The 22433-nt window shown below is 44.2% G+C and carries 19 protein-coding genes; 9 read left to right on the forward strand and 10 right to left on the reverse strand.

The genetic code is table 11. The annotated features are described in order from the left end of the window. Window positions 1-22: 22 nt before the first annotated feature. The gene (locus tag INQ51_RS18420) at window positions 23-637 is read left to right on the forward strand and encodes a L,D-transpeptidase (protein ID WP_233379419.1); all 615 of its coding nucleotides are present in this window, start codon (window positions 23-25) and stop codon (window positions 635-637) included. A 4-nt stretch (window positions 638-641) separates the two neighbouring features. On the opposite strand, the gene INQ51_RS18425 is transcribed toward INQ51_RS18420, so the two are convergent. The 4 genes from INQ51_RS18425 to INQ51_RS18440 form a co-directional block, all read right to left on the reverse strand. Next, a complete protein-coding gene (locus INQ51_RS18425) occupies window positions 642-1916 on the reverse strand; it encodes a zinc-binding dehydrogenase (protein WP_233379420.1) in 1275 nt (424 codons plus the stop codon). A gap of 177 nt (window positions 1917-2093) precedes the next feature. Next, the gene (locus INQ51_RS18430) at window positions 2094-2765 is read right to left on the reverse strand and encodes an HAD family hydrolase (protein WP_233379421.1); all 672 of its coding nucleotides are present in this window, start codon (window positions 2763-2765) and stop codon (window positions 2094-2096) included. A gap of 3 nt (window positions 2766-2768) precedes the next feature. Beyond that, the gene (locus INQ51_RS18435; protein ID WP_233379422.1) at window positions 2769-4820 is read right to left on the reverse strand and encodes an SDR family NAD(P)-dependent oxidoreductase; all 2052 of its coding nucleotides are present in this window, start codon (window positions 4818-4820) and stop codon (window positions 2769-2771) included. Between the two features lie 12 nt (window positions 4821-4832). Continuing rightward, complete coding sequence (locus tag INQ51_RS18440; protein ID WP_233379423.1) at window positions 4833-6071, reverse strand: hypothetical protein; 1239 nt, start codon at window positions 6069-6071, stop codon at window positions 4833-4835. A 146-nt stretch (window positions 6072-6217) separates the two neighbouring features. Here INQ51_RS18440 and INQ51_RS18445 point away from each other — a divergent pair, with 146 nt between their 5' ends. The 4 genes from INQ51_RS18445 to INQ51_RS18460 all read left to right on the forward strand — a co-directional run bounded on the left by INQ51_RS18445 (window position 6218) and on the right by INQ51_RS18460 (window position 8809). Further along, window positions 6218-6595, forward strand: coding sequence for a DUF423 domain-containing protein (locus tag INQ51_RS18445; RefSeq protein WP_233379424.1), 378 nt, complete (start codon window positions 6218-6220; stop codon window positions 6593-6595). A 116-nt stretch (window positions 6596-6711) separates the two neighbouring features. Beyond that, the gene (locus tag INQ51_RS18450; RefSeq protein WP_233379425.1) at window positions 6712-7497 is read left to right on the forward strand and encodes a peptidoglycan DD-metalloendopeptidase family protein; all 786 of its coding nucleotides are present in this window, start codon (window positions 6712-6714) and stop codon (window positions 7495-7497) included. 308 nt (window positions 7498-7805) lie between these two features. After that, window positions 7806-8288, forward strand: a complete 483-nt coding sequence (locus tag INQ51_RS18455; protein WP_233379426.1) for an exosortase/archaeosortase family protein — start codon at window positions 7806-7808, stop codon at window positions 8286-8288. Further along, entirely contained in the window at window positions 8285-8809 is a 525-nt protein-coding gene (locus INQ51_RS18460; protein WP_233379427.1) for a hypothetical protein, read from the forward strand. Before INQ51_RS18455 ends, INQ51_RS18460 begins: the two co-directional genes overlap by 4 nt. Window positions 8810-8949: 140 nt before the next feature. On the opposite strand, the gene INQ51_RS18465 is transcribed toward INQ51_RS18460, so the two are convergent. Continuing rightward, window positions 8950-9756 carry a hypothetical protein gene (locus INQ51_RS18465; RefSeq protein WP_233379428.1) on the reverse strand — a complete coding sequence of 269 codons (807 nt, stop codon included), beginning with the start codon at window positions 9754-9756 and terminating at the stop codon, window positions 8950-8952. A gap of 463 nt (window positions 9757-10219) precedes the next feature. Here INQ51_RS18465 and INQ51_RS18470 point away from each other — a divergent pair, with 463 nt between their 5' ends. Next, the gene (locus tag INQ51_RS18470) at window positions 10220-10918 is read left to right on the forward strand and encodes a hypothetical protein (RefSeq protein ID WP_233379429.1); all 699 of its coding nucleotides are present in this window, start codon (window positions 10220-10222) and stop codon (window positions 10916-10918) included. 120 nt (window positions 10919-11038) lie between these two features. On the opposite strand, the gene INQ51_RS18475 is transcribed toward INQ51_RS18470, so the two are convergent. Next, complete coding sequence (locus INQ51_RS18475) at window positions 11039-13507, reverse strand: thiamine pyrophosphate-dependent enzyme (RefSeq protein ID WP_233379430.1); 2469 nt, start codon at window positions 13505-13507, stop codon at window positions 11039-11041. Window positions 13508-13607: 100 nt separating this feature from the next. Beyond that, window positions 13608-14879, reverse strand: a complete 1272-nt coding sequence (locus tag INQ51_RS18480) for a dihydrolipoamide acetyltransferase family protein (RefSeq protein ID WP_233379431.1) — start codon at window positions 14877-14879, stop codon at window positions 13608-13610. Between the two features lie 181 nt (window positions 14880-15060). Here INQ51_RS18480 and INQ51_RS18485 point away from each other — a divergent pair, with 181 nt between their 5' ends. From INQ51_RS18485 to INQ51_RS18495, 3 genes are all read left to right on the forward strand, one after another. Continuing rightward, window positions 15061-15768 carry a GntR family transcriptional regulator gene (locus INQ51_RS18485; protein ID WP_233379432.1) on the forward strand — a complete coding sequence of 236 codons (708 nt, stop codon included), beginning with the start codon at window positions 15061-15063 and terminating at the stop codon, window positions 15766-15768. A gap of 102 nt (window positions 15769-15870) precedes the next feature. Further along, the gene (locus tag INQ51_RS18490; protein WP_233379433.1) at window positions 15871-16761 is read left to right on the forward strand and encodes an alpha/beta hydrolase fold domain-containing protein; all 891 of its coding nucleotides are present in this window, start codon (window positions 15871-15873) and stop codon (window positions 16759-16761) included. 401 nt (window positions 16762-17162) lie between these two features. Then, entirely contained in the window at window positions 17163-18479 is a 1317-nt protein-coding gene (locus tag INQ51_RS18495) for an aspartate kinase (protein WP_233379434.1), read from the forward strand. Between the two features lie 58 nt (window positions 18480-18537). Here INQ51_RS18495 and INQ51_RS18500 read toward each other — a convergent pair whose 3' ends face one another. The 3 genes from INQ51_RS18500 to INQ51_RS18510 all read right to left on the reverse strand — a co-directional run bounded on the left by INQ51_RS18500 (window position 18538) and on the right by INQ51_RS18510 (window position 22387). After that, the gene (locus INQ51_RS18500) at window positions 18538-19299 is read right to left on the reverse strand and encodes an MBL fold metallo-hydrolase (protein WP_233379435.1); all 762 of its coding nucleotides are present in this window, start codon (window positions 19297-19299) and stop codon (window positions 18538-18540) included. 27 nt (window positions 19300-19326) lie between these two features. After that, the gene (locus INQ51_RS18505) at window positions 19327-21546 is read right to left on the reverse strand and encodes an alpha-L-rhamnosidase C-terminal domain-containing protein (RefSeq protein WP_233379436.1); all 2220 of its coding nucleotides are present in this window, start codon (window positions 21544-21546) and stop codon (window positions 19327-19329) included. A 298-nt stretch (window positions 21547-21844) separates the two neighbouring features. Further along, a complete protein-coding gene (locus tag INQ51_RS18510) occupies window positions 21845-22387 on the reverse strand; it encodes an isochorismatase family protein (RefSeq protein ID WP_233379437.1) in 543 nt (180 codons plus the stop codon). Window positions 22388-22433 lie beyond the last annotated feature (46 nt).

Below are 22433 nucleotides of genomic sequence, written 5' to 3' on the forward strand. Positions count from 1 at the left end.
ACAGATTAGGCAAATTCTAAAAGTGCAGGAATCATCCATTCCGGCAAATGTTGATCAGTTGTTAGTTGCAGTTGCTGAACAGTCCGGAAATACTCAGGTCAGCCTTTTTGCCCTGGAAAAAGCAGGTAATAATTGGAATGTTAAAATAGGTCCCCTGGCTGCCGGGATTGGCCGAAATGGTTTTGCTGCACTTGGCGAAAAAATGGAAGGCGACGGAAAATCTCCTTCGGGTGTTTTTGGCCTGGGGCAGTTGTTTACTTATGCCGATACCCTCAATACAAAAATGCCTTACACCATTTCAACCAATGAAGACAAGTGGATCGACGATTCTGAGTCGAATGATTACAACAAATATGTCAGGGGTGAAACCAACGCAAAATCATTTGAAAAGCTAAAGCTGAAAAGCGACTACTACAAATATTGCCTGGTGATCGAGTATAACACTGATCCGGTAGTCAAGGGCAAGGGAAGTGCTATATTTTTACATCTTCGGGAAAAGGCCGATGAAACTACGGCCGGTTGTGTGGCCGTTTCGGAGAAGGATATGGAGCAACTTTTAAAATGGTTAAACCGGGATGCTCATCCTATAATTGTAATGGGGGACAGGCTAACGTTGTCTCGTCAGCCTGTCCGGTAGTATTTTAGATTTCCGGCGCGTTCGCCAGCAAATATTCTTCAGCTTTTACGTTCCACAAGCCTTTTGTTTCGGCTACCAGTTTTGCCAGTTCAGCATAAAACGAGTCTGTTTTGCCCAATTCAGCAAAATCAGAAATGGCAACCAACGGAAGGTTTTTGTGCGTGTAGATCAGTTTTTTCCCTCCCGGAATATTAGGAAGGTTCAAGGTAGTTTCAGCAACCGCATTTAATCCGCCAACGTGGGTGATCAATCCTGCCGGATCAAGGCCTTTGCTCATCACGTCGAGTGCTTCTACCATATCGTCGTTGTTACCTCCGGAGGTTCCCACAATGTGGGTGTAAGCATAATGAACGTTGTAGAAGTTCAGTTTTGCAGCGAATTCAGTGTCAGAAGGACCGGCAAAAAAGTTGAGACAGCCGTCGTGAGCGAGAATCGCATCGCCTTGTTCAACTACCGGAGCTACCGGAGCGAATACGAAAACATCGTTGTATCCTTCTCCTCCCGAAACGTCTTTTAGTGCTTTCACCGGATCTTCCACATTTCCTGTATTCAGGTAAATCAACTCAATGCCTTTTTCTTTCGCCCACTCCACGGGGAAAATTTCAGCGGCACGATCCAAGCGATCCTGTGCAATATCTGTAACTACCAGGAGCGATGGTTTGCGGTCTTCGCGACTGATTACGTAATTGATGGCAGCCAATCCCATCGGACCTACACCTGCGAGGATGGCCATTTTTCCACCTTCCACAATCTCCATTTCGTGAACGTAAGAACCCGGAGTAGTGTGGTAGTTGGCATGCATCGCACCGATAACACAACTCAGAGGCTCGGATAACGACGCCGGGTAAAAGCCGGGACCGTCATAAGCCAGCAAACAATCCTGCTCGAGCACATCTTTTGGTATGATCACGTAAGTGGCATCGCCGCCAATATATTGATAAGAATAACCGGGGGCACTTAAAATCCCTACCGGTCCGTCTTTGTAATAAATAGCCGGCTGTATCGAATATTTCTGACCCGGTTTGAATTTGTGCTGCCATTTTGCACCTACTTCTACAATCTCTCCTGAAAATTCGTGCCCGATCATAATCGGTTCTTCTGCAATGTTATTTGGGACGCGTTTGTGGTCAGTTGCTTGTGTGGCAGCTTTGTAGCTCGACATGCAAATGCTGTCGCTTACTACTTTGGCCAGAATTTCATCGTCCTTGATCTCCGGAAGCTCAAATTCTTCCAGTCGCAGATCTTTCTTTCCGTATAATCTTACTGCTTTTGTTTTCATATCTGTTTTTTATTTTAATTCTTTCTTTTGCCGTGACTTGAATAATTTATGGTTTTGTGATTGCACTCACCCTGATCCCGAGTGATCGGGATCGTCCCTCTCTACGCGTAGAGAGGGAGAAGAGGGAGAGTCGGTTATCAACTTATTTTCCATTTTAATTTCAAATCTTGCACTCCATTAATATTTCGTGCTTCTTTTTACCATCTCCAATAATTCGGCAGGGCTGTTTATAAAATCAACGCAACCTGCTTCTTCCATATCTTCCAGTTTTCCGTAACCCCACGTCACACCAAGCGTTTGCATTCCGGCAGCTTTACCTGTTTTTATGTCAACATAGGAATCTCCCACAAACAGAACGTCACTGCTTTTTACGTTGAATTTCTGTGCGATCAGGTTGGCCGCAAAGGGATCCGGCTTTTTGGGGATATTATCTTGTTGACCGAATACCAGATCAGGAAGAAAATCCTTCATGTAATTTTCTACGATCGGCAGGGTTTGGCTGTGCGGTTTGTTCGTATTTACCGCAAACGGAATTTTATGTTGCTTCAGAAGCGCAAGCACTTCATCGATTCCTTCGTACAAATGGCTTTTCACCATCAAATGTGCGAGGTAATACTCTTTGTAAGCCTGAATGAAATAATCCAGTTTTTCCGGATCACTTTTTATGTGATCGGGAAGTGCTCTTTCAACGAGTTTGGCAGCCCCGTTTCCAATCCACGAGACATACGACTCCGTATCATGCGTTGGCAGATTCTTTTGTTCCAAAACATGGTTGCAGGCATCTGCTATATCCACAATCGAATGCAGTAGGGTACCGTCTAAATCGAATATGATTGCGTTAAATGTCATCAACTAATTCAGCATAATTTGTCCGCCACTTACCGGAATGGCCTGTCCTGTTTCATTTTCCTGGTCGATGGCGTAGAAAACCGCTTTTGCCACATCAACCGGAGAGCAACCTTTGCCTAGCGGGACTTGCGCCAGGTAAAACGCTTTCACATCGTCAACAGTTTTAGCTCCCGGAACTTTTCCTGCGTTTAAGTATTGAACAAACAATCCGTTTTCAGGATCACTCCAAAGCGGACCTTCGTAAAAGTTACCCGGGCAGATTGAATTCACCTTAATTCTATCGGGGGCCAACTCCAGCGCAAACGACTGGGTCAAACCAATGCCGCCAAATTTTCCACCGGCGTAAGCAAAGTTCTTCTTGCTTCCGGCCAAACCCGATTTTGAATTGATCTGAATCACATCAGCATACAATGAGGCATTGTATTTATTCTGCAATTTCATAATCGGAGTGGCTGCCTTGGTACAATAGAAATAGGCGTTATAATTGATTTTGGTAACCAAATCGAAACTTTCGGGTGTCATTTCCTCCAAACCTCCGGCACGTAAAATCCCGGCGTTGCTTACGAAAACATCCAGTCCTCCAAATTCGCAAACGGTTTGGTGCATCAGGTTTTTTAACGATTCTTGATCGGCAACATTGGTTTGTACAAAGATGGCACGGCTGCTGTTTTTTATTTCGTTGAACGATTCGGCGGTAGCTTTCCCGACTGTTTCGTTGAGGTCGGCAACAATGATGTTTGAACCGTTTTCTTTCATTACACGGGCAATCCCTTCTCCAAATCCCTGGGCGGCACCGGTAACAATCGAAATTTTGTTTTCAACACGTCCGGCTACTGTTCCTGCCGAAACTTTACGGCGGTAATTTTCAACCTCCCAGGTATCGATAAAGTTGATCTGCTCGGGTGTCATAAAATGCTGACCACCGAACGATTCCGACAGCCAGGAAATTTTCATGGCATCTTCAAAAACTTCTTTGATGATATTTGATTGATCGGCATTGTCGCCAATCGAAAGCATTCCGATGCCCTTAATAAACACAACCTTTGGAGCAAATCCATAATCAGCAATAAAAGCTTCATATTTTGTTTTGAAGGCTGCGATCGTTGCTTCCGGCGAAGAAACTTCTTCTATGTAAATGTATTTCGATTTGCAATAAACAATCAAATCGGGAGTGAACGGGTAATTCACTTTCTCGAACGCTTCAGCACTTGAATTGAATTTTTCAACTAATGCCGAGTTCGTTACTTTGATCGTTTTCAAACCTTCCTGTGAAACAATGGCACGAATGGCCGGTACAACTTGTGTTACGTGTTCAGCAACCGGAAGTGCAGTTTCGTCCACGGGATCGGAGACTGCCTTTTCAATGTTGGCAATAATCCCATCGTAAATATCAATGATCTCCTGAGTGGTATCGGCACTTACAAAAATGCCATGGTTCTGAAGTAAAATAACTTTGGGGTCGTATCCTTTTTCTGCTCTGAACGCTATGATTTTGGCTTCAACAGCTTTGAATAAAATGTAACCGGGATCGATGTATGGAATGTAAACCGCTTCGTCGCCAAAAACAGGTTTTACGAACTCTTCTGCCTGGTTGCTGCACATGATTCCGTTAACTGCGGTTGGGTGCAGGTGAACCACAAATTTGTAGTTGATGGCATTGTGGAACGATGTTTCCACCGACGGGCGTTTGTCTTTTGTTATGGTCGCGTCTGCTAAATCATCTTTAATCTGGCTTTCGCGTTTAAAAGGATCGGAACTGTATTCGTTTTCTGAAATTTTAGCCAGCTTGCTGCGGTCCATTACGGCAAAACCTTCTTCGCTTATGGTCGACAAAGCAAATCCGCTTGCTTTTACCCAAAGCTGATCGTCCGTTTTAAACGAAGTATTTCCTCCGCCCGCAATCACATATTCCTTTTGGCTACCGTAACTACGCGAAACTTCAATTAAATCTTTAATTCCCTGGTTCATGGTTTTTATTTCTTTGTGGTTCTCCGTGTCTTCTCCGTGAACTCTGTGGTAAAGTTTTTTGAACCCATAGAGTTCACCGAGTCTCACACAGAGTTTGTATTACATACTTAGAAATTTTGCAATTACTGCTTTCCCTAATTCAACAAAGGCAGCTTTTTCTTCGGTTTTGGCAATTTGTCCTTTTAAGTAGCCCTCTTTCCCGTTGGCTACCAAATACTGGTGAGCCGCCACAACAGCAGTGCCTTCGTAATTGATCTCTTTGAGCTCTTCATCCAGATCGATACCGCCGCCACAACTTAGTTTGATCGGATCGAGTTGCGGAGTATTGTGTTCACTTCCGAAAGTAATCACAAAGTCGTTTTGGTGGAAGAACTGTACAAAGTTCTTAAAAATGTCGAAGTTATTTCTCCCCGGGATCAACTCAATACTAAATACATTTTTGCTTTTTAGTTCGGCCAGCAGTTTTTCTTTGTCGGCTTCGTAGTCGGTGAAATTGGCGTTGCCAAAATCCAGCAAAACCGGATAACACGGAATTCCACCTGCATCAATGATCAGTTCTTTTACTTCTTCCAGCGAAAGAAAGGCTTTCGGATCTTCCGGAACAAAAGCAGCTCCGCCTGCTTTTAACAAGTTGCCGCGTATTTCGTTTTCCAGCCCGGCTACATCATCAATGGCTGACTTTACCGCTTTTCCCTGGAAAATAGCATTGAAAAGTCTGGCTCTTCCCAAATCAGTTTCCTCTTTCTCAAAAACTGCAATCCGTATCGCCTGCGCAATGTGGCGCTCACGGAACAGGTTTTTGGCCAACCGGTTTTGTAGTTCAGTTGCATCGAATTGAAGGTCGATATCGTTTTCTGACAGGAAAACATTTAGTTTTTCCACCATTTCGTAGGTTTGGCGGTTGCTTTCGGTTTGCAGGTTGCTGATTTTTTGGGAAGAGGCTTCACTCATTTTTGCCGGCTGACGAAGTCCTTTTCCGCTAAAATAAGTGCGGCCGGGGTTGCTGGGGTCGTTTACCCGGATGCCGGCTTGTTGCAGGTCGTTCTGTAAAGCCATAAACTCAATATTGAAAAGCGGGAAAATGTTGTGTTTTCGGGCCATCTCCGCAAATTCGTTATAGCCGTCGGTGGTATAAAAATCGTTGATGCCCAAAACCGAAACATCTTCTGTTTTTGCCATTTCAAAAGGCTGTTCAATATTCGAGAAGGCGCTGAACGAGTGCGGCGTGTGTATGTGTCCGTTAATGTTCGGGACTGCTTTGGGGGACTGTTCTTTGTACCATTTTAATAAGTCTTCCGTGTCGGGGAAGGTGGTAAATATGCTTTTTGCCTGTGTCATACTATTCTGATCTGAATTTAGGTGCAAAGAAACAAAACTGCTTATTTTCAGGTGTCCTTTGGTATCCTGTTTTAAAGATTACTGGGCCGGGAAACTTTCAGGCGGCTTTTCTTGTTGTTCATTCATAAAAATAAAATCAATATCAGATGAGCAGAATTATTATACTATTGTCGGCCGCGTTACTGGCGTTGGCGGTCGGATTGGGGGCTTTTGGTGCACATGCCTTAAAAACGCATCTTTCTTCCGAAATGTTACAAACCTGGGAAACGGGTGTTAAATATCACTTTTACCATGCTTTGGGCTTGTTGCTGGTGGGCGTTTTATCGTTTTTTATGCCTTCGGCTTACCTGAAATGGTCGGCTATTTTATTATTTGCCGGGATTGTTGTGTTTTCGGGTAGTTTGTATGTTTTAGCGCTTTCGGGGATTAAAATACTGGGTGCCATTACGCCAATTGGAGGCTTAAGTTTTATCGGCGGCTGGATTCTGTTGTTTTTGGCAGCCTGGAAAAAATTTCCCGCCTGATAAGTTTGTTAATGTTTCGTAAATGATTTGTTAGCGTTTCTAAAAGCAGAAACCGAATGTCGCAGAAAACATATTTTTCACTACTATTGCGTGAAATTGACCCGATTTTTTATCGTATGAGAGTAATTTTTCTTTTGTTGGTGCTTCTTTTTTTTGTTGGTTTTCAGAGCAATGCACAGTATGTAAATACTGATGAACTGGTAATTGTGCCCGGTTTGGAAGCCCCTGTTTCTTTAACTGAATACAATGTGATAAAAACGCAGGAACAGGAACAGTACAAAAGTTACCTGGCGGGTTTTATGGTACCCGGTAACGGGGGAAAGGTGATCAGCGATTACGGTCCGCGTTCGGGAAGGATGCATTACGGCACCGATCTGAAAATGGAGCGTGGAGATACAGTTTATGCTGTTAACGACGGAAACATTACCCGATCGGGTTGGGGGAGCGGCTTTGGAAACATTATCATCATTCAGCACGCCAATAACATCGAAACTTATTACGCCCATCTTTCAAAATTTTTGAGAAAAGAAGGAGAGTGGGTGGCCAAAGGTGAAGCAATTGCTTTGGCAGGGAGTACCGGTCGTGCACGTGGCTCACATTTGCATTTCGAGATACGCCAGGAGGGGAGGGCTTTTGACCCGGAGCTGGTGTTTGATTTTGGAGAACAGCAAATTAGGGACGAAGCCCGGAATTTTGAAACACTTGTGGCTTTGCATCAAACCTTAAAGCCCAGGGGATATTCAAACAATGCAGCAATTCCTGAATTTTACAAGGTGCGTTCGGGTGATTCGCTTTGGGTGATATCGCGAAAATTCAAAACCCCGATCAAAGATATTTGCCGCCTGAATAACATTTCCGAGAATTCGGTATTGCAGATCGGGCAACCTCTGAAGATGTATTAGCCGGGAGTTCAATTCAAAGATCGAAGTCAACTTTTAGAAAGTATCGAGCGCATTAGGGCTTGTTTGTAAACAATCTTTCAGGTGCGTTGTGTTATCTCATTTCTTGCATAGACAAGGACTTTTAGCAATATTTTTACTTCTTTCTGCCGAAATAAAATTATTTTTGGCCTTAACAGATTCAACATAAAGATTGTCCCGTGAACTACAACAGAAAACATAAACACCTTAGCAAGAGCGAACAAAGATCTATCGAGCGAAAAGAACTTCTCCGCCAATTACTGCCATTGGCAAAATCATTTGGACTATGGATGATTTTAGTTACAATTGTGGCGGTGGATTATGAAACAAACCGGTGGTTCTCCATGTTTTTTGTGCACGCGGCAACCGATCTTTCAGTTATTCTAAGTAAAATTTTCTTTATCCCGGCTAAATATTTAATCAGCACTTCCAATGCCATTGCTACGCCGGATTTAAATTACGACATGATTTCCATTGCGAACTACCCTTTGAAAATAGAGTTGGAATGTTCGGCCTACCATGCGTATTTTGCATTGATTGCCCTGGTTTTATTTTCGGCCTGGAAACTAAAGGATAAATTTTTGTACGGCACTGTTATTTTGGTGGTTCTGGCGATTTTGAACAGCGCTCGGATTGTAATACTTGGTGTTATTGGTAAAATGTTTCCGGCGATATTGGATGCTATGCACGACTATATCTGGAATATTTTACTGGTGATCATACTTTGGGGACTGTGGGAATTATCCAATAAAAGACTTACAAAAACGGCATGAGACGATATTTTAGAAATACCATTTTTGTTGTTACCAGTGTTCTTTTCTACCTCCTGTGGAACAGTGGAGGAGAGGAGGTTTACGCCAAATTTCTGAAGGAAGGGGTGCAGCATTTTACCACAAAAATTTCAGCCATTGAAACGGTTTATTTGAAACAGGAGGAAACAAAGGACAAGATCATTATCTGTTTTAAATATCCTGATCGGACAACAAAAATGACGCTGGATTACTGTATGCCAATTGTATTGTTGTTTGCCTGGCAGTTTTCTCTTTTGTTCGACTCGCGCATTACAAAAAAAACGGCCTTAAAGTTTTTTGCCATAAATTTTCTGATTGTTTTCATCCTTCAATTTCTGTTTCCTCTCTTGCTTTTCGATATCAGTAATTCAAAGGTAAAATCGGTTGGTCTTTATATTGGTTTTCAGATCTTTGGGTTTATTATCTTCTTTCTTATTCTGAAAGATTCAATTCTGATTCGACTAAAAGCACAGCAACAGAAATACAATTCCGTGGAAAATTGAGAATTTATTTTTACTCGTATGAGAGGCCGGCATATAAAAAGCTTGATAGATCTATTTCTGTTAGATTTATCAAGCTTTTTGTTTTAACGAGAGGGAAATAGTCGGGTCGCTGATGTTTTTCTGGGTATTTTATGGCATTTTTATGCCCTTATCCTATTAAAGATGGATCTTCTAAAGCGTAAAACTGTTGATGCAATAATCAGGAAGAAGACCAGGTATATTGCCCAACCGGAAACCGGAACAACAAGAGGGGCGCTCCCAAAAGCTATGTTGTCAGCTCCTTCTGCTCCGCTTGCAGGATCGTGTATGATGATTTTACCAATTGGGGTATCTGATGTAACACCCCAAAACGAACCGGACGGACTAGAAGCCGTGCTGGTGGACGCCAGAAGATTTGAGTTTATATCATATATTTCTATGGTAGCTGACGAGCCGCCAAAAATGTTTACAACGTCCATTCCAACAGCCTCTACTGCCGGATTAAAATTAATAACGTATTTTGCACCAAACACATTTGCTACTGCAACTTTACTTGAAACCCCCGCATAGTTGGTTCCAAGTAAAACTATTGCGGTTGGATAACTGGGATTTGATGTGGTAAATTCAATTCCCGGCAAAATATCTCCCGGACTAAAAGCGCTGTTGTTTGTACTTGCATTTAAGGGTGCTGCAAAACTTATAATATTATTGTCTGACACGTTCCCATTTTCAAATCCTTCGACCGGAAGTCCGGGGAAATCACCGTCAAAAACTGCACGACTATTATAATATGTTATGCCCGCTGCAGTTGAAGCACTAGCCGATTTTAATGGTTGCGATTTGAGCGTATTCGTTCTCTCAAGCGAGTTGCCGGATGCAGCAAGTTCGGTTACTGATGCTGGCGTGTTTGTTTGCGCAGATGCAAGAGCTACTGTAAAGCTCATCAAGAGGGTAAAGATCTTTCTCATAATTATTTGATGTTAAGTAGTTTTGACTGAAAAGGACTTTTGCAATCTTAGTTCTTAACAAATAAGTGTGCTTTATGTTTTACGGCGTGGCAAGTTTTGTTTCTTTGTTTATTGAGAGAAATCCAGTCTTCGGACAGGGATGTTTGCCGCCTGAATAATTTTTCCGATAACCCGGTGCTGCAGATAGGGAACTGCTAAGGACGTATTAAAATTAGTTTCGTCAGATAGCTTTAGAATAATTCTAAACTACTTGAAAATGATATCCATGCAGTGTTTTTTAAAGCAAGTCATTTACATTTATCTCATGCCTATGGGCCCTGCTCGTAAGCACATGAAATCACGAAAATAAGGCAGAGCCCGAGACTGTGCTGGTAGGCGTTGTCGGGTCTTTTGATTGGTTTGAAGAAAGAGGAGAATATTTGAGAGTTTCATTTAATGTAGTATTACTAATTACTCTGAAAATATGTTTGACATCATCAGGTATTCATTGACTGGTTTGCTGTTGATTTTAATAATTTCAGCAAAAGCGCAGGAACCTGCCCGTGAAAATAGCTTTGCCATTAACGGTTGGACAAGTATTGCCCGTGAAGGCTATAATCGTTTTGGGCTGGTAGATTTATCGCACGAATGGAAGCCCTGGCCTTACTTTGGTCTCGATTTGGGTGGTGGCTTTGGGTGGTTAAGCTGTTACGATCTGCAAAAAACTTCGGCTGGTATTGGGGCTTATGAAAAACTGTATTTGCGGGAAATGAGCGGTAGTTTCCAGTTAGCCCGGGGGAAGCTTACTGCTTATCTGCCTGTTTGGCGAGACGATGATGATATCACCCGCATTCAGGGTTTTGCTTCCATAATGGGCGGGGTTATAGGGGCTATTTCGTTGGATGGGAACCTGGAGTATTACGAAACAGGCCAGGCAATAAAAGCATCTTCTGAATTCGAGGGACATTTTTTTCGCGGTTTTGAGTTGGGTTTGTGGGGAGCCTTTTCCAGGCATTGGGCGATGAAATTATATGTTGGCGACAATAATATTCAATTTGGCAAAGCAGTAAAGGGCTTGAATACGGAGGTCGGCAATTTTCCGGTTCATTTTGATAGTTATGTATCGAAAGCCTATGTCGGCTTTAGCCTGATTTACACCTATCGGCTAAAAAGAAAGTCGTAGTAATAGTATTATTTAATCGCCAAATCATAAAAAAACCGGCTTCCTCTGAAACCGGTTTTAATTCTAATAAAAACCAAAACTTTGGATGCTTTTACCAACTAGTGCATCCTTAACTATGAATTAAATACCTCTGGCATTCCTGTCCAATTGTTCTGCCTCGGTAAAATCATTTTCACATACATGTCCTTTTAAAGGAACAATTCTTTCGTGGATAGCGTCGATGATCCATTCGGGTTGCGGGAAGAAATAATCTTCCAGTTCGTGTGCCGGAGTGATCCAGTTACGCGAACCCACTACCACCGGCGGTGCATCGAGGTAATCGAAAGTCAGCTCGGTAATGTTCGATGCTAGGTCGCGCAGGAACGATCCGCGTGCCGATGCATCGCCCGAAATAACGATCCGGCCGGTTTTTTTGATCGATTCGATTACCGGTTCGTAGTTGAAGGGAACCAGCGAACGGGCGTCGATTACTTCTGCCGATACACCGTATTTTTCTTCTAGTGTTTTGGCCGCATCCAAAGCACGATACAAAGTAGCGCCAATGGTCAGAATGGTTAGGTCGCTTCCTTCTTTCTTGATATCCGGTTCGCCCAGCGGAAGTTCGTAGTATTCTGCCGGAACACCTTCTTTGTGGAACTGCTCACCAATATCATACAAACGTTGACTTTCAAAGAAAATAACCGGGTCAGTTCCCTGCAGTGCTGTGTTCATCAGACCTTTTGCATCGTAGGGAGTTACCGGGAAAACTACTTTTAATCCCGGAATATGAGCAGCCAGAGCAGTCCAGTCCTGCGAGTGTTGTGCTCCGTATTTTGAACCTACAGAAACACGGATCACCACCGGCATTTTTAGTACGTTACCACTCATGGCCTGCCATTTTGGAAGCTGGTTGAAAACTTCGTCGCCGGCGCGGCCCAGGAAGTCGCAATACATGATCTCCGGAATAACTCTGCCACCGCACATCGCATAGCCAATTGCAGTTCCAACAATCGATGCTTCCGAAATAGGTGAGTTAAACAAACGATGGTAGGGAAGGGCCTCGGTTAATCCTCGGTACACGGCAAACGCACCGCCCCAGTCGCGGTTCTCTTCTCCGTAAGCAATCAGGGTCGGGTCTTTGTAGAAACGGTCGACAATGGCTTCGAAGATACCATCGCGTAATCCGTAAGTTTTTATTTTTGAATGCGCCTTTCCGTTGGCGTCAAACATAAAGCGTTCTTTTTTTGCCAGTTGCTGAACACGCGGGTTTTCTTCCATCGGGTGGTTCACTTCCACGGGGCGGTCTTCCATTTTGTCTACCGACTGGTTGCTGAACATCATTTCTCCGATCAGGTTCGGATGCTTTTTCATGTTCATGATGGGCGAAACTTCATCATCGATCGCCAGTTTCAGCGCGTAAGTGATCAGTTCGGTTGTAGAAGTCTTGATAGCTTCCAGTTGTTCTTCGGTGGCAACGCCGGCTTTTACCAATTCTTTCCCAAACCAGATGATTGAATCCTGGGCTTCCCATGCTTCCACTTCCTCTTTTGATCTGTACGATGAGGCGTCGGAAGGCGAGTGGCCGCTGTAACGGTAAGTCAGCACGTCGAGCAGCACCGGACCACGTTTCTCTTCCAGAATTTTCTTTTTCCGTTTGTAAGCGTCGATCACTGCCAGCGGGTTGTAACCATCCACACGTTCTGCATGCATCTGGTCGTCGTTCAATCCGGCGCCAATGCGGGCTGCAATGTTGTAACCCATGGTTTCGCCACAGGTTTGTCCGCCCATTCCGTATTGGTTGTTCATAATGTTAATGATTAGCGGTAGTCCGCCTTTCATGTCGCCTTCCCACAGTTCGTTAAACTGGTCCATGGTGGCAAAAGTCAGGCCTTCCCAAACAGGGCCGCAAGCCATCGATGCATCACCAATGTTGGCCACCACGATACCCGGTTTGCGGTTTACTTTTTTGTAAAGCGCTGCACCCACCGAAATGTCGCCCGAACCTCCAACGATGGCATTGTTGGGATAAACACCAAAAGGAGTAAAGAAAGCGTGCATAGAGCCACCAAGCCCTCTGTTGAAGCCTGTTTCGCGGGCAAAAACTTCTGCCAGCGTTCCGTAAATCAGGAATTTAATGGCGAGTTCTTTGGTCGTTCCTGTGTGGCCGGCTTTTACCGGTGCGGCGGTGATTCCGTCAAAATGCGAGTCCATGATTTTTTCCAGTTGCTCGTCGCTGAGTTTGGAAATGGCCGAAAGACCTTTGGCCAGAATTTCGCCGTGGCTGCGGTGTGAACCGAAAATAAAATCTTCCACTCCCAGCGTGTAAGCCATACCAACTGCCGCAGCTTCCTGTCCGATGGAAAGGTGAGCGGGGCCCGGGTGGTTGTAAGGAACCTCGTTGTATTCCCCCCGTGTTTTTATGAGGTTGAGCATGGTTTCAAATTCGCGGATAACCACCATGTCGTGAAAAATGCGAATCAGGTCGTTGTTCGAGAAATTTTCCTTCTCGTCTTCTATTGTTTTGTTGTACTGGTTTACCGGGATTGGTTTGAACTCAATTTGACCGGGTTTACGTACTTCGTCCGGATTTATATATTGTACTTTTGGCATTTCTTCTGATTTATATGTTTTTCAAAATTCTAACAGCCAGTTCAGAGTTTAAAGTTCAGTGTTCAGAGTAGAACATACTTTGAACTTTGAACACTGAACTCTAAACTTGTAAATTCTCGATTTGATTTTTGATTTCAGCAAGGAACAGTGTTGCTTCTCCGCCGTCGAGTGCCTGGTGGTCATAAGTCAGCGAGAGTCCCATCATCGGAACAAAGCCGTAGACACCATCTTCCAGCTCTTTCGGACGCGGAACAATGGTACAAACTCCCAGTATAGCAGTTTGCGGCAGGTTGATCACCGGCGTAAACATTTCCACTCCGTAATTTCCGAGGTTCGAAACCGTAAAAGTTGCAGCTGCAGGGCTTAGTAAATCGGGATTTACATTTCCGGCACGGGCGGCAGTTGACAATTGTTTTAACTGGCTTGAAAGACCGGTAATGGAAAGGTCATCGGCATTTCTCAATGCGGGCACCATCAATCCACGCTCTGTGTCAACGGCTAGCCCAAGGTGAACTTTCTTAAACCATCTCATTTTATCACCCAGGAAATGCGTGTTCGCTTGCGGGTATTTTTCCAGTGCGCGGATAACAGCGTAACAAACGAGGTCGTTGATGGTAACGTTTTGTTTGATTTCGCCGGCTTCGAGCTGAGCTTTGAATTTCTTGCGCAGTTTCATTAGCTGGCGGGCATCAGCACTCATGTGGTGCGTCAACTGTGCCGAGTTTTGCAGCGACTGATGCATTGCATTGGCAATCAGTTTGCGAATATTCGGAATGGCTTTTACTTCAAAATCATCTCCGGTTTCGAGAACGACTGCGGGCGTAGGTTTGCTCACAGGCGCTGCTTTGGGGGCCGGTGTTTCAATAACTGCTTTGGCAGCTGGCTTTTGAGCGGCTTCTTCAATGTCACGGGCAATGATTCTTCCGTGCGGGCCGGTGCCTTTTAGTATTTGGATGTCAACACCCATTTTCTCTGCCATGTTACGGGCCAGCGGCGAAATTCGCAGTCGCGCTCCTACCTGGTCTTCTTCTACTTCAAATTCAATAACTTTGGGTGCTTCTTCGGTGATTGCCTCAGGAGCTTTTTCTGCTTCTCCTTCTGAAGCACCGGGTTTGAATTCTTCGATTGATTCTCCTTGTTTGCCTATTACCGCCACATTTGTCAATACCGGAATCTCGTCTCCTTCTTCAAAAAATGTAGCCAGCAAAATGCCACTTTCTTTGGCTTCCTCTTCAAACGAGGCTTTGTCGGTTTCGTAGGAGAACAGAATGTCGCCTTCGTTGACTTCTTCTCCTACTTCTTTGTGCCATTGTCCAAGGATGCATGATTCAACTGATTGTCCTTGTCGTGGCATCATTACGGGTGTTGCCATATTTGTTAGTTTTATTAATTTGTCTTACTTGTAAATACAAATAATATTACTGCTTATTTTTAAGTATCAATAAATCAATAAAATAGTGATATCTTAAAATGCGGATGTAAAATTATATTTTATAACTTGTATTTACAAGTTGTGTTGCCATATTTTAAAAAAATTTTAACTTTGAGGTCACATGGAAAATTTACCTCAATATCGGAAGTTGTACGAGGTGCTCCGGAAACGAATTCTTACCGGGGTGTATCAGGAGGGTGATCTTTTGCCTTCGGAGAATGAATTAAGTGCCGTTTATGAGATGACGCGCCCCACTGTGCGTCATGCTTTGGAGACGCTGGTGAAAGACGGCCTGATTTTCAAAAAGCAGGGCAAGGGAAGTATTGTGCGAAAACCTCCGCAGAACATTGGTATTCTTTCGATTGCGGGAACAGCTTCGGCGGTTGGGGTGCGTTACCTGAAAACAGATATCCTGCAAAAACCAACGGTGCAAACCTGGCCTGAAGACTTTCCTTTTGAGCTTTCGGAGCTCGAACAGGAGTCGGGTTGTATTTACATGGAACGCCTGCGATATGTGGAAGACGAGCCGGTTTTTTATGATATTAACCACCTTCCGAATATTTACCTGCCGCGGATTGCACAGCGTTCGTTCGAGAATAAATCGTTATTTGAGATTCTGCGGCAAAATTACCAAATTGAAATTATTGGCGGAGAACAAAAGCTGAAGGCAGTGAAACCAACCGTAAAAATCAGGCAGTTGCTGCACTTAAAACCAGGGCAGCCCGTGTTGTACATGGAGCGGAAACTTACCACCAATAAAGAGAATTTTCATATTTATTCTACCATTTATTTTAACTCGGAGAAGCACGCCATTTTTGGGACGTTTTAACCAGGGGAAGCAGTTGTTTGTCTGTACTTCGATAAATAATCTGGCCTGTCTTTGGCTCGTGTAGGCAATATTTTTACATTTGTTCCCCTATTTTTGAAATCTATGGAGGAACAGCAGCAAATGATGGAGCCTGTCAATGCGGCGGGTGTGCGCGCTACTTTCTGTAACGAACGTTACGGTGATCACGAAAAAAATACCTTTGATATTTGGTTGGCCGATTCGGAAGAACCGACACCGCTTGTAATTTTTATACACGGCGGCGGGTTTATTGGCGGCGATAAATCGAGGTACTATGATTCGGAAGATTGGCCCCGTTTCCTGGAAGCAGGTGTTTCGGTAGCCACCATTAACTATCGCTATCTGAACGAACCTCCGTATGGTATTCTGGGAAGTATGTCTGATTCCAAAAGGTGTCTACAATACATTCGTCATAATGCCGAAAAATACAACGTGGATAAAAGCCGTATTGCCTGCTCCGGAGGGTCTGCAGGAGCCGGGACCTGTTTGTGGCTGGCTTTCTCAGAAGATATGGCCGATCCTCAAAATGCTGATCCTGTTTTGCGCGAATCAACCCGGATTGTTTGTGCTGGAGCTTTTGCCACGCAGGCAACTTACGATATTTTGCAATGGTCCGGAATACTTGGTTTGCCCGAAATGAAAAGTCCGCAGGATTTGCTGGTGATTGCACGCGCCTTTGGGTTTAAATCGCCGGAAGGAATGGATTTGTACAAGCAAACCGCCATTCGGCAGGAGCTCGATTTTTTGGGGAAGATGGATCAAAACGCGCCGCCCTTTTTTGTGCTGAATAAAGCCGAAGGAGGCATCCCCAGAAGTGAAGATGAGTTGAATCATCATCCCTTGCATGCCAAAGCGTTGAAAAGCAAAGCCGATAAACTAGGGCTGGAGGCTGTGATCTATGCTCCTGCTATTGGCATTGAGGATGAGTCGGGCATTGGGATGGTTGATTTCTTTCTTGGAAAACTAAAAGCGTAAGAATCGTTGTTTAAAGTGTCGGGAAAAAGCAAGGTACTTTTCTTGTGCCTGGATATTCATATTTATTTCTCGGTATAATTCACTGTTCTGTGTTGCGGAAAAGATAATTCTTATTCTTTTAAAAGGCTTTTGTCTGCGGCATTAATGTAAGTTCTCGCTTTTTAAGAGCCTGTCTGTATCCAACTTTTTTGTTTTTTAACGCGTAGAAAAAACGGGTTTTATAAAGGCGATCTCGTCTGCTTTTTATGGAGAGTTTAAATCTATTGTAAAAGTGAAGATGAAGCGGGGGACATTTCGCACAAAATCCGGGCTTTTTTGTTTTATTGCACTGATAAGCAGTTAAGACGGCTATCAAACAGACTTTTTAAAATAATTCGAAAATCGATTGAAAATTTATAGGTATGAAGGTATTGAAATTCGGAGGAACATCGGTTGGCTCGCCTGAGAATATGCGGGCTGTGATGAACCTGGTGACTGATGGCGAGAAAAAAATAATAGTACTCTCGGCCATGTCGGGAACAACCAATTCTTTGGTTGAAATCTCAAATTTTCTGCACAAAAAGAACAAGGACAGTGCGAATATTGCCATTGGTAAACTGGAAGCCAAGTACAAGCAGGTGGTTGCCGAATTGTTTCAGTCGGAAGAAAACAAAAAGGCCGGGCTCGCCATTGTGAAGGCCAGTTTTGATACCATCAAATCTTTTACCGCCGGCGTTTTTTCGGAGGTGGGCGAAAATACCATTCTGGCGCAGGGAGAGATTATCTCAACTCAGCTAGTAACGGTTTTAATGAACGAAAACGGATACAATACCAAGCTTCTGCCAGCTCTTGAGTTCATGAAAATTGATGAAGACAAGTCGGCTGATATGGTTTACATCCGGGAGCACATTAAACCCGTGATCGATAAAGCCGGGGAGGCCGACTATTATATTACGCAGGGATTTATTTGCCTTGATGCCAATGGCGACATTAGTAATTTGCAAAGAGGAGGAAGCGACTACACTGCTTCTTTGATCGGGGCTGCCATTGATGCCGACGAAATTCAGATTTGGACGGACATTGACGGTTTTCATAACAACGACCCACGCTTTGTGGAGAATACCCGGAAAATTGAGCAACTGTCGTTTAACGAGGCGGCTGAGTTGGCGTACTTTGGTGCAAAAATCCTTCACCCGCAAACAGTGTTGCCGGCAAGGGTTCAAAACATTCCGGTTCGCCTGAAAAACACCATGAATCCTTCGGATGGCGGAACATTGATCACCGCAGAATCGGATGGAAAAGGAATTAAAGCTGTGGCTGCCAAAGACGGAATTACCGCGGTTAAAATTCGTTCGGGACGCATGTTGATGGCTTACGGTTTTCTAAAAAGCATCTTCGAAGTGTTTGAGAAATACCGCACACCCATCGATATGATCTCCACTTCGGAGGTTGCCGTTTCCCTGTCGATTGACCATGTGCAGAACCTGGAAGCGATTCACGAAGAGTTGAACAAGTTTGGGTCGGTGGAAATCGACCACGATCTGTCGATTGTTTGTATTGTGGGAGATATTATCCAGGAAGAACATGGTTTTGCGTCGAAGGTTTTCCATGCGCTGGACGGAATCCCCATCCGAATGATCTCGTACGGAGGAAGCCGTTACAATATTTCGGTGCTGGTGCCAACCTCGCAAAAAGTAAAAACATTGCAGGCGCTGAGCGACCATCTGTTAAATAGCTAAAAAATTACAGGAGATACAGATATCCCGGATTGGTTGTAAAACCGGTTCGGGATTTTTTTTACTGAAGCTGAAAAACTTCGGAGGCTTCGCGACGCGAAGTCAGTTTAACTGCAAAGCGTTCGGTGAGCGGCTGCATGGTCTCGAAGGCCATCTCCGGCGTATTGTTTTCTTTCGACAAGTGACTAAGGAACACACATTGCAGATTTTCTCCGGCATGCTGGTTTAAGAGTTCGAAGGCCTGGTCGTTGGAAAGATGCCCGACATCGGAAGCCACTCTCTTTTTTAGGTGCCACGGATAACTTCCTTCCCACAACATTTTTTCGTCGTAATTTGATTCCAGAAACAGGCTGTCGCACAGTTGGAGGTGTGTTTTTACATTGTTACAAGCTTCGCCAATATCGGTAAAAACGCCAATGTTTCGGTTTTGGTATTCAATTCTGAAAGAGCAAGGTTCGGCAGCATCGTGGTTTTTAAGTACCGGGTAAATGGAAAAATCCCCTACTTCGATGACATCGTCCGGAGAGAAGAATTTTGGGTAGTCGGGACGCAGGTTTTTATACGAACTGTTGTAGGTTTTGGCGGTCAGGTACACCGGAATCTGAAGCCTTTTTCCCAACACGCGTGCCCCCCGCATATGGTCGCCGTGTTCGTGAGTGATGAACAATGCTTTGATTTTAGTCGCATCCAGGTCGCGTTCTTTCATACGCAACAGAATCTGTTTGGTCGAAATACCGGCATCGATCAAAACCGCATCGGTGTGGTTTCCTATGTAATAACAGTTTCCGTTGCTTCCGGAAGCGATGGCACAAATCTCAAGCATAATTAATCCCTTTCTGGCTGCAAAGATCTATTTTTTTGCTGAAATAAGGTAAGTTCCGCTGGCCAGTTTAAATAAATTCCTGGACATCCCGAGGTATTCGACTGTTGAATTGACTTCTGCTTTTTTTCCGTTAACCTTTACAGTCGGGAGTTCTGATGGAATAAGTACCAGTGCCTCGCTGTTTCCGGGCACCGAAAGTTCCATTTCCCATTCTTCCGGATTGCTTTTGAGCTTACAGGTAATCGCCCCGCGAATTGTCGGGATGGTGAGTTCGATGTTCTCAAGCCCGGTTGGCTGCGGGTTTACTGAAAAAGTCTTAAAGCCGGGCTCTACCGGTTGGATGCCCATTAAACGTCGTGGAATAATGTTGGCCGGAGCGGTTGCCCACGCATGATTCCAGGTGAGATTGGGCTTGTAGGCTTCGTCCCAGGCTTCGGTGGTCATGGTGGAGCCAACCTTCAGCATGTTCATCCAGCTTCTTTTGTCTTCCGATGTCATCAGGTTCAAGGCATATTCAGCTTCTCCTGCATTGTACAATGCTTCCAGCAGGTATTGGGCGCCGTAAACGCTGCACGCAATTCCTTTGCTTTTGATGTATCGAACAACCGAAGGGATGTCTTTTTCGGGCACCAGGTTGAATGCCAGTGGAAACATATTGGCATGCAAACTTGCGTGGCTGGCATCGATTCCATCCACAAAATAGCCTTTTTGCGTGTCAAACATATTGCGCAGTATGCTTTGTTTCACCTTCTCCGCATGCGTTTTGTAAAAGTTGCTGTCCTCTGTTTTACCAAGTGCGGCGGCAATTTCCGACATGCATTTCAGTGAATAGAAGTAAAATGAATTAACCACGGTATTGTAATCGGCAAACTCATAGTTATCGTTTTCAATAGGCGGCCAGTCCACAATGTCTCTGAATCTTTCCCCTGTAAAATGAATGCTTTTCAAAACCTCGGAGGTTAGTTTTCCGGTTTTGGTGCTAATCAGGCCATCTTCGCGTTGCAGGTCGATCAGCGTTTTCTTTTTCAGATCGTTGTAAATCGTTGCCAAAAACTCGGTGTCGCCGGTGTGCATGTAGTGTTCGCGGGCCATCATAACTGTATGCATTTGCCATTCGGTTGGCCAGCTGGCATGCGAAACCAAAAACGCAAGACTGTAGCGGGCCGCCGAAAACTCACGATCTACCGCATAGTGCCCCAGTTGCTGAATGTAAGCATCTGCTTCGTAGGGCATTCGCTCGCGGTTCCCGTCGGAATAAACCCCTAAAAACGGCGTGGCTTTTAGCGTGTATTTGCACAGGTCCCACACCTTGTTCAGGTTCTCATTGGGGCTGTTAAACGCCGACTGGCTGTCGTCAAACAGATAATAAAGCGCTTCCTGGGTGATGCTGTTTACCCGTATTTTTCCGTCGCTTTCAATTTCTGCATAGCGAAACGGGACTACCTCGGGATAAAAAGGCGCCATTTTCTGGCTGTGTGGATAACGGGCGCTGTGTGGAGGAATTTTTACCTGGTAAGTATGTGTTCCTTTTTTTAATTCGATTTCCGTTTGAAAGAAGCCGATGTTGCTACGCCCCGGATTTTTATGCACCGATAAATCTTCATTTTTTCGTTCGCTCAGGTAAACCCTGATCTTTTGTCCTTCAACATCTGACGTGATCGAAAAGTCAGCTGTTGCAAAGGCGGCTTGTCCAAAATCGGCAAACCAGTTTCCTTCACTGACTTTTTTGAATAAAACGGGTTCTTTTTTTGTGAAGCTCGCCATTTGGCGGTCTTCTGCTACCCAATTGCCGGGCGCCAGTTCCACCCAATTGCTGACACCTGCCCACTCGTCGCTTCTCCAATCGAAGGTGCCGGTAATGAATTGCTGAGGTTTACTGTATGCGCTCGCTTTGCCTTCTTTTCCCCACACCTTTACTTTCCACCAGTATTTTGAATGTGACGACAGGCTCTTTCCCTTGTATGAAACGTTTATCGAAGTCGCGGTGTTGATTTTTCCGCTGTTCCACAAATCTGCTTCTTTTTCTGTTAGCAGATCGGGAGAAGAAGCCACCAGTATTTGATAAGCAGTTTGAGTCACTCCTTGTTGCGGGAAGATCCATCCAAACTCGGGATTGGAGTCGGTAATGACGGCTTTTTCGGGTTCCCGAAGTAGTTCAACCAGTAAGCCGGTTGGAGCTGGCAGGTTTTGAGCAAAAACGGAGAAAGGACTAAAAATCAGTACGAGCGAAAGGATTGTTCTGTTCATGGTTAAAAACGGTTACTATTGGTTCGGTTGCTTAAAAATAAGAAAAGAGTTGAAATGGAAAACAAAATAATCGTGATTCCGGGAAATCATCAGCAGAAATGAAGGTTAGATGTAGACTCGTATTCTGGATTTGTTTTTATTTTTTTATTGCAGAATTACCAATATCCAATTTTCCGGATTTTGTTGGATATTTTACATTCAAAATTGAGCGTTGGATATTTTTTAAAATTGACTCTCATAAAAAAAGCAGGGAGTGCCCTGCTTTTTTTATATGGTTTCTAACCTGAGTAGCTGATAGTTATTTCACCAGTTTCGATATAGCTTTGAACTCATCGGTTCCGGCTGCACGCGTTAATTCGAAAAGAATGGATTCGTAAGAAGTCATCAGAATGCCTTCGTGGCGGAAGCGTTCTTTAGCCAGTTCGAAATTTTCCGGGGTGCGCGACGAAACGCAATCCATCACCACAATCGGGTTCAGACCGGCTTCTTTTAGATCAACCGCGGTTTGCAAAACACAAACATGCGATTCAATACCGCAAATAATTACATTTTTGGCGTTGAAAGCGTTAATCTTTTCGCGGATTTCCGGAACATCAAAACAACTGAAATCTTTTTTCTCAAGATATTCGAATTCCGCAAACAGTGATTTTACTTCGGGCAGTGTTTCACCCAAACCGCGTGTGTATTGCTGCGAGACCAGCACGGGTACACTTAAATGGTTCAAGCCTTCAATAAGTATCTGGCAGTTTTTCTGCAGCGTTTCTTTTTCATGCATTACCGGGAACAAACGTTCCTGTATGTCAATAACCAATCCTACAGTGCCTTCTTTGGTAATTCTCATTTGTCTTCATTTTATGAAATCTCTTGCGGGAAATGCCCCTTCCGAA

This window comes from Maribellus sp. CM-23, from assembly GCF_021354595.1.
Classification (GTDB): Bacteria; Bacteroidota; Bacteroidia; order Bacteroidales; family Prolixibacteraceae; genus Draconibacterium.